This window comes from Mobiluncus curtisii ATCC 43063 (genome assembly GCF_000196535.1).
In the GTDB taxonomy this organism is placed as follows: Bacteria; Actinomycetota; Actinomycetes; order Actinomycetales; family Actinomycetaceae; genus Mobiluncus; species Mobiluncus curtisii.
On sequence record NC_014246.1, the window covers coordinates 1799628 to 1813985 of the forward strand.

Annotated in this window: 11 protein-coding genes; 3 read left to right on the forward strand and 8 right to left on the reverse strand. The window is 54.7% G+C overall.

Going from position 1 to position 14358, the window contains the following annotated elements:
- Positions 1 to 2: 2 nt before the first annotated feature.
- Positions 3 to 2360, reverse strand: a complete 2358-nt coding sequence (gene yicI / locus HMPREF0573_RS07805) for an alpha-xylosidase (RefSeq protein ID WP_013189498.1) — start codon at positions 2358 to 2360, stop codon at positions 3 to 5.
- 341 nt (positions 2361 to 2701) lie between these two features.
- On the opposite strand from yicI, the gene HMPREF0573_RS07810 reads away from it, so the two are divergent.
- Together HMPREF0573_RS07810 and HMPREF0573_RS07815 are read left to right on the forward strand one after the other, a co-directional pair.
- Positions 2702 to 3406 carry a histidine phosphatase family protein gene (locus HMPREF0573_RS07810; RefSeq protein WP_041798176.1) on the forward strand — a complete coding sequence of 235 codons (705 nt, stop codon included), beginning with the start codon at positions 2702 to 2704 and terminating at the stop codon, positions 3404 to 3406.
- A 62-nt stretch (positions 3407 to 3468) separates the two neighbouring features.
- On the forward strand, positions 3469 to 4104 hold the full coding sequence (locus tag HMPREF0573_RS07815) for a phosphatase PAP2 family protein (protein ID WP_004006906.1): 636 nt from the start codon (positions 3469 to 3471) through the stop codon (positions 4102 to 4104).
- Here HMPREF0573_RS07815 and HMPREF0573_RS07820 read toward each other — a convergent pair.
- The 4 genes from HMPREF0573_RS07820 to HMPREF0573_RS07835 all read right to left on the reverse strand — a co-directional run bounded on the left by HMPREF0573_RS07820 (position 4099) and on the right by HMPREF0573_RS07835 (position 7861).
- The gene (locus HMPREF0573_RS07820) at positions 4099 to 5037 is read right to left on the reverse strand and encodes an amino acid ABC transporter ATP-binding protein (protein WP_013189500.1); all 939 of its coding nucleotides are present in this window, start codon (positions 5035 to 5037) and stop codon (positions 4099 to 4101) included. The genes HMPREF0573_RS07815 and HMPREF0573_RS07820 overlap by 6 nt on opposite strands.
- Positions 5034 to 5957 carry an amino acid ABC transporter permease gene (locus tag HMPREF0573_RS07825; RefSeq protein ID WP_004006904.1) on the reverse strand — a complete coding sequence of 308 codons (924 nt, stop codon included), beginning with the start codon at positions 5955 to 5957 and terminating at the stop codon, positions 5034 to 5036. Before HMPREF0573_RS07825 ends, HMPREF0573_RS07820 begins: the two co-directional genes overlap by 4 nt.
- A 107-nt stretch (positions 5958 to 6064) precedes the next feature.
- Positions 6065 to 7000, reverse strand: a complete 936-nt coding sequence (locus tag HMPREF0573_RS07830; protein ID WP_004006903.1) for a transporter substrate-binding domain-containing protein — start codon at positions 6998 to 7000, stop codon at positions 6065 to 6067.
- Between the two features lie 147 nt (positions 7001 to 7147).
- Positions 7148 to 7861, reverse strand: a complete 714-nt coding sequence (locus HMPREF0573_RS07835) for a DUF4191 domain-containing protein (protein WP_236585872.1) — start codon at positions 7859 to 7861, stop codon at positions 7148 to 7150.
- Between the two features lie 181 nt (positions 7862 to 8042).
- On the opposite strand from HMPREF0573_RS07835, the gene HMPREF0573_RS07840 reads away from it, so the two are divergent.
- Positions 8043 to 9629, forward strand: a complete 1587-nt coding sequence (locus HMPREF0573_RS07840; protein ID WP_244855345.1) for a protein kinase domain-containing protein — start codon at positions 8043 to 8045, stop codon at positions 9627 to 9629.
- Positions 9630 to 9652: 23 nt separating this feature from the next.
- Here the strand turns inward: HMPREF0573_RS07840 and HMPREF0573_RS10130 are convergent, their stop codons facing one another.
- The 3 genes from HMPREF0573_RS10130 to HMPREF0573_RS07855 all read right to left on the reverse strand — a co-directional run bounded on the left by HMPREF0573_RS10130 (position 9653) and on the right by HMPREF0573_RS07855 (position 14342).
- Positions 9653 to 11401: a biotin/lipoyl-containing protein gene (locus HMPREF0573_RS10130; RefSeq protein ID WP_049776701.1), complete on the reverse strand. Its 1749-nt coding sequence runs from the start codon at positions 11399 to 11401 to the stop codon at positions 9653 to 9655.
- Positions 11402 to 11439: 38 nt separating this feature from the next.
- On the reverse strand, positions 11440 to 12807 hold the full coding sequence (lpdA, locus tag HMPREF0573_RS07850) for a dihydrolipoyl dehydrogenase (RefSeq protein ID WP_013189503.1): 1368 nt from the start codon (positions 12805 to 12807) through the stop codon (positions 11440 to 11442).
- Positions 12808 to 12908: 101 nt separating this feature from the next.
- Positions 12909 to 14342, reverse strand: a complete 1434-nt coding sequence (locus tag HMPREF0573_RS07855) for a leucyl aminopeptidase (protein WP_013189504.1) — start codon at positions 14340 to 14342, stop codon at positions 12909 to 12911.
- Between the last annotated feature and the right edge of the window lie 16 nt (positions 14343 to 14358).

Below are 14358 nucleotides of genomic sequence, written 5' to 3' on the forward strand. Positions count from 1 at the left end.
TATTAGTTATTTGTTGTTTCAACGTATCGGAATGTTATTAGACGTTTATTGTCGGCATCCGTCTTTGTTTGTGGCAAGATTCTCGTACCACTAACAATTTCTGGACAGAAAATCTCATCAGTTACCTGACCATTGCTTACCTCAACCTTCCGGCTGGTGACAACACAAACAGACCAGGTTTTATTGGATTGGCTGAGGATTTCAATTTCTGAACCTTGGCGAAGAATGCGGAATAATTCATCGCCGTCCGGACCGGGTACTGTAATCGGAGTCTCGCCGGGTAGGGGATTGAAAATGTAAAGACAGACACCTTCGCTCCAGTCGTAGTCTGGTCGTTTTGAGTTAGCGCCTATAGGAAGCACCGTACCATCTGGGATCATGACCGGAAGGGAATCCAGCTCATGGTTTTCAGTCTGCCATCCAATCTGGTCTTTCCGAGTGCCATCCAGAAGGTTAGTCCAACTCGTAGTCGGCAAGTAGTACTGAACAGTTCCTTCATCGGTAAAAACAGGGGCAACTAAGATTTTGTCACCCAAATAGTACTGGGTATCAACGTTGGCAGAACCTCTGTCTTCGGGATGCTCCAGAATCATGTGGCGCAACATTGGAGTTCCGGTTCTGCTCGTTTCTCTCGCGGTTGTTATGAGATAGGGCATGAGACGATTCTTCAATGCGGTGAACCGCTGTGCCGCTCTGATTGCTGCATCCCCGTAGATCCAAGGTACGCGGTAAGAGGATGAGCCGTGTAGCCTAGAGTGTGATGACAATAAACCGAAAGGTAACCACCTAATGAACACGTTCGGATTTGGTTTTCCTTCGAATCCGCCCATATCGTGACTCCAATACCCGTAGCCGCTCAATCCTAGTGATAGACCACCGCGGAGAGTCTCGCCCATAGACTCAAAAGTCGGCTCGCTATCCCCGCCCCAATGCACTGGGAATTGCTGTCCACCTGCGGTACCGGATCTCGCAAACACGATGGCTTCCTCAGATCCGCGAACCTCTTTGATGGCCTCAAAAACAGTTTGGTTGTAGAGATGAGTGTAATAGTTGTGCATCCGTTCGGGATTAGCGCCGTTATGCCAAACTACGTCCGTAGGGACCCGCTCGCCAAAATCGGTTTTGAAACAATCTACTCCTTGGTTCAGCAAAGTAATCAGATGTTCTTTGTACCATTGCTTAGCTTCAGGATTAGTGAAGTCTACCCAAGACATGCCAGATTGCCAATGATCCCACTGGCGCACCGAGCCGTCGATATTTTTTAGGAAATATCCCTTGTCCTTCCCTTCTTGCCAAATTTCTCCCTGCTGACCAACGTAGGGGTTAATCCAAACACAGACTCTGATACCACGATCGTGCAGTCTACGCAGCATACCTTGCGGGTCTGAGAACTTTTCAGGGTCCCATGTGAAATCGCACCAGTGCGAGGGGCGCATCCAGTAGCAGTCGAAGTGCATCACCGAGAGTGGGATGTTAAGTTTCTCCATCTGATCGATGAAGCTGTTAACCGTCTCTTCTGAATAATCTGTGGTGAACGAGGTAGATAGCCATAGTCCGTAAGACCAAGCGGGAAGCTGGGGGGGACGACCGGTTAGTTTTGTGTAGCGATTCAAGATTTCTTTAGGGCTTGGACCGTAGATAACGTAGTACTCCAAAAATTCTCCTGGCACTGAGAATTGAACGCGCGTGTTAACTTCTGAGCCAACTTCAAAAGAAACTTTTTCAGGATGATTTACAAAAATTCCGTAACCACGATTCGTTAAGTAAAACGGAACATTTATATAAGTTTGTTCCGAAGCTGTGCCTGCGTCTGCGTTCCACATATCTACGACTTGACCATTTTTCACTACTGGTCCGAAACGTTCACCAAGACCGTAAACGGATTCTCCAGGCTGAATTACTAGCTGTTCATGGAGGTACTTTTCGCCAGTCGGGGAAATCGCAATGCCCTCGCAGCGTAACTTTGAGCGAGTAAGTTCATGGTCAGGACTGGTAAAAATGAGGTTGTAATCGTCTGGACCAGAAATTTCCGCCCGCAAATCTCCTGCCGTAACCGAAGCTCGGACATGCTCTTCATCTATTTCAATATTCCCGATATTTTCGTTGTTTAGCTCAAAGTTTGGGCTAGGGTCTAAATACCCTCGGTGATGTACTAGTTGAACCTTGATAACCCCATCTGCTACTGGGGTCAGATTGACAGTCAGTTGTGCAGAGTCTAATTCGTCTCCGCGTTTTTTCAATATTTTGGTGGAAGCGACCGCTGTTGCAGTGCTACCTGAAACTTTCACTCCCACAATCTGGCGCGGATGAAACACCGTCCATCCTTTACGGTTTAACCAATACCCATCTGTGAACTTCATAGTTTCTCCCGGTGAGGAAATGTATTGAATGTATTCGGCTGCTTCGTTGGAAGCCGGATACTCGAACTCGTCTGTGTCAGCTTACTTCAACCAAAGCAATTAAGTCAACACTTAAAACAAAATACTATAGTGCTGGAATCATGCGGAAAAACTGTCCGTGTGCATGAGATTCGGGTTTCATGAGGATGAGCATTTTCAATTTTTGCTCCGGTCGTCTGCCGTCCCTCGTGAGTGAATCAAATGCTGATACCGCTTTCTGTAAGCAAATAACTGTCACTTAGCAAAATAAGCTTGAGGCGAGAAAACGCGCTAAGGTGGGATGGGCACAGAAAGGAATAACGTTGCGACTGGTATTGATTCGTCATGGGGAAACTGACTCGAACCTCTCGGGGGCTTTGGACACGGCTTGGCCGGGGCGTCCCCTGAATGCCACGGGGCGCGAACAGGCGGTGGCTTTGGTTGATAAATTTCACAAGTTAGTGGGGTCGGCTCCGCAGCGTTTGGCTTGCTCTTTCATCCTCCGAACACGCCAAACTGCCGAGCCGTTGGCACAGGCTTTCAATATTCCTGTGCAGGTAGATCCGGATTTGCGTGAGGTTCGAGCCGGCGCGCTGGAAATGTCTACGACCCTCGAAGACACCCGAGAATACCTCGATACCGCTATCGGTTGGGTGACTGGCGACCTGGAGCGACGGATGCCCGGAGCGGAATCTGGTGCCGAAACTTTAGCGCGTTTCGACCGGGGGATTGCGCGGCTGTGTGCGGGATTGGAGGATGATCCGGAAGCGACCGTAGCGGTCGTCATTCACGGCGCAATTATGCGCGTGTGGGGCGCAAACCGGATTGAGGGATTGACCCTTGACTTGTTGGCGCAGTTCCCCTGCCAAAATTGTTCCCTCACGTTGGCGACTGGCAGCCCGACTGCCGGCTGGAAAGCCGAACTGTGGTCCGATCGGCATCTGGAAGATTGGCCGGTGGTGCCCGGAGGTAAACCCCGCACCTCCAAAGAAGCCCGCGAACATCTGGAATCCGTGTTGCTTAGCTGAGCCACCGCTGTCAGACTCGATACGCTCGCCCCGCAAAACTGCTAAACAGAAGATCTTAAACCGTGAACCTCTTGACCAAGTTGATATTAATCCAAGCCGCAATCTTGCTGCTGCAGAGTATCCTGTACTTTGGCTCAGAGCGTTTCCAGCACGTGTTTCATAATCCCCAATGCGGTCTAGATCGGCACATCCCGCGCATTCCCGCTTTCGTCTATCCATACGTGTTGTGGTTTCCGCTGATTGTATTCTTCCCGATTTCGCTGTACTTTTTTTCACCGGGAAACTGGGTGGTGTTCCAGATTGCGTGGATATTTTGCGTAGTCATTTCGGTGGCAGCATATTTAGCGTATCCCACTACTTTTCAGCGTCAAGAATTGGGACAAAGCCTGACCGAACGCTTGTTGGCACTGGTGTACAAGACGAGCTACCGCGGGGTCAATTGCGCCCCCAGCTTGCACTGTTCCACCTCGATGATGATTGCTTTCACCGCCGTGGTGACAGTGCAGATGCCCTGGTGGCTACGAGTCGTCTCGGTCTTGGTAGCTGTGGCTATTGTCCTGGCTACCCAGTTCACCAAGCAGCACGCCGTGGTGGATTTGCTGACTGCTATTCCGGTCGCGGCAATATCGCTGACCATAGGTTTTGGAGTGACAGCAGCTGGCGGAACCGAGCCGATTCAGGCGTGGCTTAACCTATAACACCTTCGAGACAAACTCGCGGGTGCGCGCTTCGCGAGGATTGTCCAAAACCTCGATAGGGCTTCCCATTTCCATGATTTGTCCCTCGTCCATAAAAGCCAGAGTGTGACCGACCTCTCGGGCGAAGCCAATTTCGTGGGTCACCACCAGCATAGTCATCCCGTCCCGAGCCAAATCTTTCATAACCTGCAGCACTTCACCGACCAGTTCCGGATCGAGCGCGGAAGTCGGTTCATCGAACAGCATCAGTTCAGGATCCATCGCCAAAGCACGGGCAATCGCCACCCGCTGCTGCTGACCGCCGGACAGCTGGGACGGATAGTGGTCCATGCGATCTCCCAGACCAACCCGATCCAGCAGCGCTTTTGCCTGCTCGGCAGCCTCATCACGCGGTTTCTTCAAGACGTGAACCGGGGCCTCCATGACGTTTTCGAGAGCAGTTTTGTGAGGAAACAGGTTGAAACGCTGAAATACCATGCCGATACGTTCCCGTTGAGCGGACACGATTTCATCAGGTAGCTCGCGCAGCACCGTGTTCCGTTCAGTCAAAGCGCCGGTCTTTAAGTACCACGAGCGTCTCCGTCCCGGCAGGGGAGCTTTTTCCTCGGACATGCCCAACAGCTCTCCGTCCAGGTAAATTCGTCCGGAAGTGATAGTTTCCAGCTGATTGATGCAGCGCAAAACTGTAGATTTACCAGAACCGGAGGGTCCGATGAGAACGCACACCTCGCCCTTGTGAATGTCCAGGTTAATACCCTTTAACACGTGCAGGTGACCAAAGTACTTGTGGACATCGCGTAAAGCCACCATGGTCCCCACCACGTCAGCAGGGGCGGGAATGTGATTACCCGGCCGTAAATCCGGGAAAGCATCGATGATACCACCAGAATCTTTACTGTCTAGAGGATTGTTTGGCATCAGCTCATTACTCACGATTTCACATCCAATAGCGTTTTCGTTGCCGGAACCGCGCTCAGAGACTTGCTACGCGATGAGGTGGGGGACTGCTGCGTGTTAAAACCCTTGCCAAAGTATTTCTCAAGGTAGTACTGACCCACCATCAAAATCGAGGTGATGAGCAGGTACCAAATCGCAGCGCAAATCATCATCGGCACCGGCATGAAAGTGAGGCGTCCCAAGTTTTGAGCCTGGAAGTTCAGCTCCAAAGTAAACGGCACCACCGAAACCAGGGAAGTGGTCTTTAACATCGAAATCGTTTCGTTGCCAGTGGGCGGGACAATGACGCGCATAGCTTGGGGAATGACGATGCGACGCAAAATCATGCTGCGCTTCATGCCCAGAGCGGTAGCAGCCTCCCACTGTCCCGGATTCACCGAGTTTAGCCCAGCGCGCACAATTTCAGCTAAGTAAGCGCCCTCGTTCAGTCCTAGCCCCAGCATGGCTGACCAGAACATGTTTAGCACCAGCTTCGTTTCCACTGCAAACAGTTGCGGTCCGAAAGGAATCCCCAGGGTAATCATGGGGTACAGCGTCGGCAGCAAGCCCCAAAAGATTAACTGGGTATATACGGGAGTGCCGCGGAAGAACCAGATATAGAACCAGGCAACGCCCTTCAACACCGGGTTCGGGGACTGGCGCATCACTGCCATGGTAATAGCGAGGGTGACGCCGATTGTCATCGCTCCTATCGTCAGTGCCAGAGTGAAGCCGATTCCTTTAATCAAGTTCGGGTGCGTCAGATACTCTCGCACCATCTCCCAATGGTAGTTGGGATTGGTGAGAAGGGAGTTGACCAGTCCGAGCACTACCAGCGCGACCACTGCCACGCTGACCCATCTGCTTAAACGGAATACCGGTCGTGGATGGTTGAATTTCAAGTCTTCTTCGCTCATGCGTTATCGTCCTTTTGATGTCTTGGGCTGCTCAGTCTCGCCGATGTAGTTCTCGGACGGACTCCCCGAATCGGAAAGTGAAACGTCAAAGACTGCGAGCTGAGGGGTTATTTCGCCTCGGAAGTTTTCAGCTCCACCGCGTCGTACAAGCCTGCGCCAGCGCCATAGTTATCCATGATTTCCCGCATTTTTCCTGATGCCAGCAGGGAATCCATCGCCGCTTTAATCGCGGCGGACAGTTGTTGATTTTTGTTATCTACCACAATCCCGATGGGGCTAGGGTCGAGAATCTGACCAATTTGCTCCATCTGACCGCGGGTTTGTTTCACGTAGTAAGACGTGACCGGATCATCGGCTAGCATAGCCTGATACTGACCCGAGATGACTTTCGGGAATACATTGGACAGCAGCTCTTCTTTTTGGATGTCTACCGGCGGTTTGCCGCTGGCTTCACACTGCTTGCTCAGTTTCGGCAACAGCTCAGTTTCCTGCAGGGTGCCGGTCTGCACTCCGACGGTTTTGCCACAGATGTCCTTGGGGTCAAAGCCCTGCGGGTTGCCCTTTGCCACCGCAAATAGGGAACCCATACGCATGTAAGCCAGCATGTCATAGTTTGCGACGCGCTCCGGTGTAACCGTGAACGAAGATGCCCCCAAATCGTAAGTCGTGCCAATCTTGGGCAGCAGAGCGCCGAACGCTTCGGTAGTGGTGGTGCCGTCATCCAGACCCATTGTCAGGGCGATAGCCTTTACCATGTCCACTTCGTAGCCGGTGGGGGTGGTGCCGTCATCCAGCAAGAATTCCGCCGGAGCGTAGCTGGTAGAAGCGCCGTTGCGGAGCACGCCGCGTTCCTTTACCTCGGCGGGAACCATCGCCTCGACCTTGGGGTCAGGCTTTATCGTTGAAAAATCAAAAGTGGGGGCGGCGCTGGGTTGCGGATTATTAGCATCGTCACCGCCGGCATTTCCGGTAGAAGCGGTGGAGCATCCGGCTAAGCCCAAAGAGGCTGCAGCTAGAAGCATAGCAACGGAAAGACGACGCATGAGATTCTCCTTGTTGACGGTCGTGTAAATAAACTATCGGTATAAATTTACAGAGCTGTGCAACTTTATGCAAATCCCCGCGCATAAAAAATTCAGAAATTGTAACAGTTTTTCATCCCGCATGTCTGTGATAGTGGTGGATAAATTTTATCCGTACAAAGCGCGCCGATTAGGGCGAACTCGGTAAGGGTCAATTCCCTTGGGGATCGGCAGTCCCTGATTGCGGTGAATCGCCAGCAGTCGTTTTTGTACTGCGGGAATCTCATTTCGATTCAAAGCGCGTGGAGCTTTATACATGGTTTTCATCAAGTGTTCCAGGCGAACCTGACCATCTTCGGTGCCGCACTCTACGGCGTGTACCGGCACCTGCGCGACGACTCGCGTGGTCTTTTTCGTCTCATCGTTGAGCAGCTTGCTGGCGCGAGAGTGCGGTCCTTCACTAACCAGGAAAATCCCGCGGGGACCCACGAAACGCCATACCAAATCTTGATCCTTATTGACCGCCACAGGCTCTTCCTCAGCAAACCAGGACCGGCGCAGCAGCTGGCGCAGCGCGCCAACGCAGCCTTTCATCCCCTCAATCTGACGCAGCATAGCGCGGGACAAAAACGCGGAAATCCAAGCCATCGGCACGACCATCAGCACCAAAACAATGGTGATTGCGCCCATGACCCAGTGCTTGCCCACAATCATGTACCACACGGTTAACGCTTCTGCCACGACCAGCGTCGCCAAAATCGCCCACACAATCCACGGGAAGGACCGGTTCACGATGGTGAAAGAGTCCTTGAGATTCTGAAATATGTTGCGTTTCTTGCCGGACGCGTCGCCCCCGGTCACAGTGTTACTTTTCTTAGCCATCGCCTTTATCTTAGGGGATTTTTGCTTCAGGGGTAAACCGAGTTGTGCCATGGTAACAAAAGTTATCCACAGGTTTGAAGATGTCTGTTGATTTATGTTCCTTTGCTTAGATATATATTGTGGTATGGAACTTGTTGGTTATGTCCTATATGAACCGGTGGGGTTTGGTCAGAGCGGTCCCATGTGGAGAGTTGTCGATGAACAGGGCGGTACCCACGCGCTGCAGCTGTTGGGTGGGACTCTGCCGGCGCAGCTGGACTCGCGACTGCGAACACTGCGAAAGGTATCCTGTCCGAACCTGCTGAAATTGCACGAGTTGCGCAAACTGACCGATGGTCGTTACGTAGCAATTTTTGAGTATCTTGACGGGCAAGACCTCGAGGTCTTGCGAGCGGGGCGCGAGTTCAGCACGCCACAGGTCAACTTCATTGCTCTGTCTCTGGCGCGGGGTTTGGCAGCGCTGCACGAGGTCGGTTTGAGCCACGGGGACGTTTCGGCTGCCAATGTGATGGTGACGGCACAAGGTCGGGTGGTCTTGGTGGATCTGCTCGGTGACGTAGGGATGACTCGGGCTTTTAGCGCTCCGGAAACAGACGAGCTGGGCGGGAGTGGGGCAGCGGGGGAGTCGCCTCACCCAGCGGGGACATCCTCTGAAGGTTCCGGCGAGTCATTAGCAGCCAGACAAGCCGGCGATGTCTATGCGATGGCGCAGGTGTTGCTGGCATTGGGAATGGACGCGGGGCTTCTGAAAGCAGCGTTACATCCGGAGGGCAGGTCGCGTCCCCGCGCGGGGGAACTCGCCGATGCCTGGGAAAACTTGCCGTGTTGCGGCATTGACTTGCTGAGCGGGGCGGAGCTGATGGCGGCTCGAATGCGGGCGGCAGGACGCGATGTAGCGACGGAGCTGGTTTCGTCTTCGCGTCACCTGCGCCGACCGGGGTCCGGACAGGGGCAACGTCGCGAAATACGCCCTCCCAGCCCAATACTGCGCTGGGGATTGCCGGCTTTAATGGGAGCTGCACTGGCACTGGGCGCGGTCCTGTTACCGCGCCTGGGGAATCTGCCTAATACTGCCCAAGCTCTCCCCGTGCAATCCACGACCCCAAGCACGTCGCTACCCGCCGGAGACAAGGTAGTCAGCCCTGGGGCGGGACGAAAAAACAGCGCAAATGCACCTCACGCAGCGGACCACACTTCTGCGTTTCCTCACGATGCACCGACGCCATCGGAACGCCTTGCGGACCCGGCAGGTCCTGAAACTGCTTCGCCGGTGATGTCATCCACACCAGCAGCCACGCCGCCCACCAATCTGCTGCCCAATTCTGAGGGAGACCAGCCGCACCCACCAAGTTTGCGCGATCCCATCACGGATGACACCTCCGCCCAGGAAATCCTGCAGCAGCTACTGACCAAACGCGATACCGCCCTGATTCGTCAGGACCGGGCGGCTTTGGAAAAACTCAGTGTCAAAGATTCGATAGCTGGGTCTGCCGATGCGAGCTTACTGGCTGCTTTGCGGTCTAGCCAAGCTCAGATTGAAGGTTTATCCACCGCGGTGAAGTCGGCAACTATCGTGGCAGGAAATAAAAGCAACGCTGGCAAGAACACGCGTTCGGTACGTCTGCAAGTGACCCTGACACAAGGTGCCTACACTCAAATTGACCGTATCGGGAACCACCACCAGATTGCGGCAATTCCCGATACGGAATCTGAGATTCTGTTATCCGGCAATCCGTGGAAGATTGCTTCGGTGGTCCGACTTAATTGAGCCGGTTTTACATAATTCCGGCTCTAACCGATGTAGGCGAGGACGGTGCCGACGTCTACGGTTTCGTCTTCAGTGATGACGATTTGGGTGATGGTGCCAGCAATGGGGGAGGGAATCTCGGTGTCGACTTTGTCGGTGGAGACTTCCAGGAGAGGTTCGTCTAAGGCGACAGGGTCGCCGACGTTTTTCAGCCATTTGGTGACAGTGCCTTCGGTGACGGACTCACCCAGGGCTGGCATTTTAATGGGCTGACCTGTGCCATTCGCCGGGGAGACAGGAGTCTCCGGAGCCGCCGGTGCTGCTGGAACAGCTGGTGCTGCCGGAAACTCTGTAGTAGTTGGTACAGTTGGCGGAACCGGGGGCGCCGAGGGAACTGGAGGCACAGGTGGCACCGGGGGAACCGGTGGAACCGGGGGAGCCGTGACAGTTGGGGCAACGGGAGCTGCGGGAGCGACTGATTTTGCTACCGGCGCGACTGGTGCAGCCGATTCTGCCGGAGCTGGCGGCACCGGCGTGGCATCTTTATGCGCGAAGGCTTCTGCCACTTCGGCAAAGAGTTGCGCCAGGCGAGCCATATCCAAATCTCCGCTCGGGGCAGCGGCACGGGGGGTATCTGTAACGGGAACCGGTGGAGCCGGGACCTCAGGAGTAACCCGAGCCGGTGGTACCGGCGAATCCAGAACGGCGGGAACGGTCGGAACCGGGGACGCCGGCGGTGTTACATCCGCAGGAGCCGGTGGCGTTGGTGAAACCTCTGGAGCTACAGGTGCAGCGGGAGGTTGCGACTGGTCAGAAATGTTGCTAGCAGCGTCTAAAACATCTTGCTTGCGAATTCGTCCCCCTACCCCGGTGCCGTGCACCTTGCTGAGGTCAACGCCCTTTTCAGCAGCTAGCTTTCGCACAATTGGGGTGGCGTACTCTGCCTGATTATCGGCAGGTGTCGCCGGAACGGCAGGTGCTGCCAGCGGAGCCGGAGTAACCGAAGCCGGTGGAGTCACGGGGGCAGCTGGCGCTTTCGGTGTCTCAGCAACTATGGGAGCCGTCGGTGCTGCGGGAACAGCTGGTGCTGTGGGGGCGGGTGGCGGTGTGGGGATTGCTGGTGCTGCCGGAAACTCTGTGGTGGTTGGTACAGTTGGCGGCACCGGTGGCACCGGTGGAATCGGTGGAACCGGGGGAGCCGCGACAGTTGGGGCAACGGGGGCTGCGGGAGCTGTGGGAGCGACTGATGGTGCGACCGGCGCAACTGGTGCAGCCAATTCTACTGGAGCCGGCGGCACAGCGGGGGGAACCGGGGGCACCGGGGGAGTCGAAACAGTCGGTTCAGCCGGAGCTGGTGCCACTACCGGAGGCACCGGGGGAACCGGAACTTCTGCGGCCTTTGGAGGAATGGGGGGAATTGTCGGATAGGACCACTCAACCTGGGCGCCACCATTGCTGCCAGCGGTGACGGTGGAGGGAATCTCCGGATTCGGCAGCTCTGGCACTGTCGAAACTGCCGGGGCAACGGGAGCGACCGGGGTGGCACTGACCTCAGAAGCATCACCAACTTCAGCCAAAATGGTGCCCACATCGACTGTTTCGTCCTCTGGAACCAAAATCTTGGTCAGCACACCCGCAACGGGACTGGGTATCTCCGTGTCGACTTTGTCGGTGGAGACTTCCAGGAGGGGTTCGTCTAGGGCAACGGTGTCGCCGACGTTTTTCAGCCATTTAGTGACGGTACCTTCGGTTACCGATTCCCCAAGTGCGGGCATTGCAACTGATTGAGCCATGATTTCGTCCTTATCCTTTGATTGACTTTCCCGAAGTTTCAGCCGTGTAGCGGTTTCCCAGCCAAAGCCATCGCCGCTTCACCAATCATTTCGTTTTGGGTCGGGTGGGTGTGCATCAGGTAAGCCAAATCCTCTGCGTCAGCTTCCCAGTTCACAATGAGCTGACCCTCACCAATCTGTTCCCCGATGCGCTGACCCAGAGCATGAAATCCCACAATCGGACCGTCCTTGACCTGGATCAGTTTCACGAAACCAGCTGCTTTCAGCATTTGTGACTTCGCATTGCCCAGCATATTAGACTGCTTCGTGATGACATTGTCCGCGCCGTAGACTTCCTTAGCTTTCGCTTCAGTTAAGCCTACGGAGGCAATTTCGGGTTCGCAGAACGTCACGCGCGGAATGTTGTCATTGGGCACTACACGTGGTTGCAGTCCCGCGACTTCCTCAGCCACAAAGACCCCCTGCATAGTCGCCCGGTGCGCCAGCTGCAGACCGGGCACAATATCCCCGACTGCATAAATATTCCCCACACCGGTGTGCAAGCGCTCATTGGCTAGCACAAAACCACGATCCATCGGGATACCCTGCGCCTCATAACCCATATTTGCCGTGTTCGGTCCACGACCAATCGCCACCAGCAGATAATCCGCACGCAGCGTCTGACCGTCCTCCGTGTTGACCGTTACTCCGTACTCATCCTCTATGGCGTTTTGGAAACGAGTCCCGGTCATGAAATTAATCCCACGAGACCGGAACGCCTTTTCTAATCCCTTAGAAACGTCCTCGTCCTCGTTAGGCACCAAGTGCGGCAAAGCCTCAACGATGGTGACGTCTGCCCCGAAAGACTTCCACACGGAGGCAAATTCGACGCCAATGACCCCGCCGCCCAAAATCACTACCGAATTGGGAACACGATCTAGGAACAGGGCGTGCTCGGAACCGATAATGTGCCCACCCAGGTTCATTCCCAAAGTCTTGGTGACGGAACCGGAGGCTAACACGATGTTCTGACCTTTGAGTACCCGGTCACCGGCAGTGACCGTATCAATCCCGCTAAGCACACCGCGAGAGTTGACGAACTCGACCTTGTGACTCTTAATCAACCCAGACAGACCGCGATGCATTTTGTTGATGATTCCGCTTTGGAATTCCCGCACTTTAGCCATATCGACACCGCCGTAAGCAGAAACGACGCCCCATTCCCCGGACTCATGCACGGTATCGGCGACCTCCGCCGCCCTGAGCAAAGCCTTGGTAGGAATGCAACCGCGATGCAGGCAGGTGCCACCGACTTTGTCCGCTTCGACCAGAGCCACGCTCATGCCCAGCGAAGTCGCCCGCAAAGCACAGGCGTAACCGCCATTTCCGCCGCCCAAAATCACTACATCGTATTGTTCTTCGCCCAATGTTTAACTCCAGTCTGTCATAGGAACAAATGCCAGCAAGTTCATTCTTTCACTAAATGTTTTTCATGTGCTAATGCCCACAAAGTGAGAGAAAATCGCAGCTAGCGTCCCATCTCGGCGATGACTTCCAGCAAGGTGCGCACTCCGTAACCGGTGCCACCTTTCGGGGTATATCCCCAGGCGGAGCCAGTATTAAAACCTGGACCAGCGATGTCGATATGTGCCCACGGTGTATCACCAACGAACTGTTTCAAGAAGATTCCTGCTACCAACATGCCAGCCTCGCGTTTCGAGGAAGAATTCGCGATGTCAGCCACATCAGAATGCAAGTGTTCCAACAGGTAATCGGGTAGCGGTGCGGTCCAAGCCGGTTCCCCAACCTTTACGGAGGCGTCGCGTATCCGATCCTTTTGACAGCCCATTACCCCGGCAATTCGGGTCCCAAAAGCGATTCTCTGGGCGCCGGTCAGAGTCGCCATGTCGATTACCAAGTCGGGATGCTGTGCAGTCGCCATGGTCAAACCGTCTGCCAGCACCAGGCGCCCTTCCGCATCTGTGTTAGTAATCTCCACGGTTTTCCCGCTTCTCATCGTGATGACGTCATCGACCCGCGAGGCATTCCCGCTGACCAGATTTTCTGCCAAGCACAGCCACGCCGTGACCGTAACCGGCAGGCGCATTTCCGCTGCCGCCAAGCACACCGCTCCCATGGTGGCGGCGCCGGTCATATCGGACTTCATGGTGAGCATCGAAGAGCTCGGTTTCAAGCTGTAGCCACCGGAATCAAAAGTAATGCCCTTACCGACCAGCGCGACATGTGCTTTGGCGCCTTCGGGGGCGTAGGTCAACTTCACCAGGCAGGGTTTGCGTTTGGAGCCTTTCCCTACCGCGACGAGTCCGCCAAAGCCCTGGTCCTTGAGATCGTGGTAATCCCACTTCTCAAAGCTCACCGGCAAGTTCTTGCTGGCTTTTTTGAAAGCCTGAGCCATAGAATCGGGATACAGCTCCAAGGGCGAGGTATTTACCAGGTCACGGACTCGCGTCACCGCTTTGATAGTGGCTTGCAACTGGGAGTACTCAGTTTCGGTGAGAGCATCACCAGACGGAAAGTACAGCGTCTGCAGAGTTTTAGCGGGGTTGGACTGATATTTGGCGAAACGATAGGCTCCCAGAAGTGCCCCCTCTAGCGTGGCGAGGACTTCCTCCCGGTTCTTTGTGGGGAAAGAAAAAGCAAGTTCTTCACTGGTGATGCTGCGGGTTACGTTGCCGGCAGCTTCACGGAAGTTCTGGAGCACGTCGGCAGGAGTATTCGGGGAACCGACCCCGGCAAACACGACAAAGTCGGCGGAAAAGTCATGTGGGGAGGGGACTCTATTGACCTCTCCGAGTTTTCCGGTCATCCCGGCGGCGCGGGCAAAATCCAGCAGGGCGGGGAAAGTAGGAACCTGCAGCTCATCGTCTTTTTTGGTGACTGCCAGTACCAGGGGAGTGTGCAGAGCGGACAAATCTTTAGAAAAAACATCAATGTTGGTCATACCTGAATCCTACGTC

Bases quoted from the DNA above. Each gene is read 5' to 3' on its own strand.
- HMPREF0573_RS07825 (WP_004006904.1), bottom strand. From the start codon at position 5,957: ATGAGCGAAGAAGACTTGAAATTCAACCATCCACGACCGGTATTCCGT.
- HMPREF0573_RS07840 (WP_244855345.1), top strand. From the start codon at position 8,043: ATGTGGAGAGTTGTCGATGAACAGGGCGGTACCCACGCGCTGCAGCTG.
- HMPREF0573_RS10130 (WP_049776701.1), bottom strand. From the start codon at position 11,401: ATGGCTCAATCAGTTGCAATGCCCGCACTTGGGGAATCGGTAACCGAA.
- HMPREF0573_RS07855 (WP_013189504.1), bottom strand. From the start codon at position 14,342: ATGACCAACATTGATGTTTTTTCTAAAGATTTGTCCGCTCTGCACACT.
- HMPREF0573_RS07830 (WP_004006903.1), bottom strand. From the start codon at position 7,000: ATGCGTCGTCTTTCCGTTGCTATGCTTCTAGCTGCAGCCTCTTTGGGC.
- yicI (WP_013189498.1), bottom strand. From the start codon at position 2,360: ATGAAGTTCACAGATGGGTATTGGTTAAACCGTAAAGGATGGACGGTG.
- HMPREF0573_RS07835 (WP_236585872.1), bottom strand. From the start codon at position 7,861: ATGGCTAAGAAAAGTAACACTGTGACCGGGGGCGACGCGTCCGGCAAG.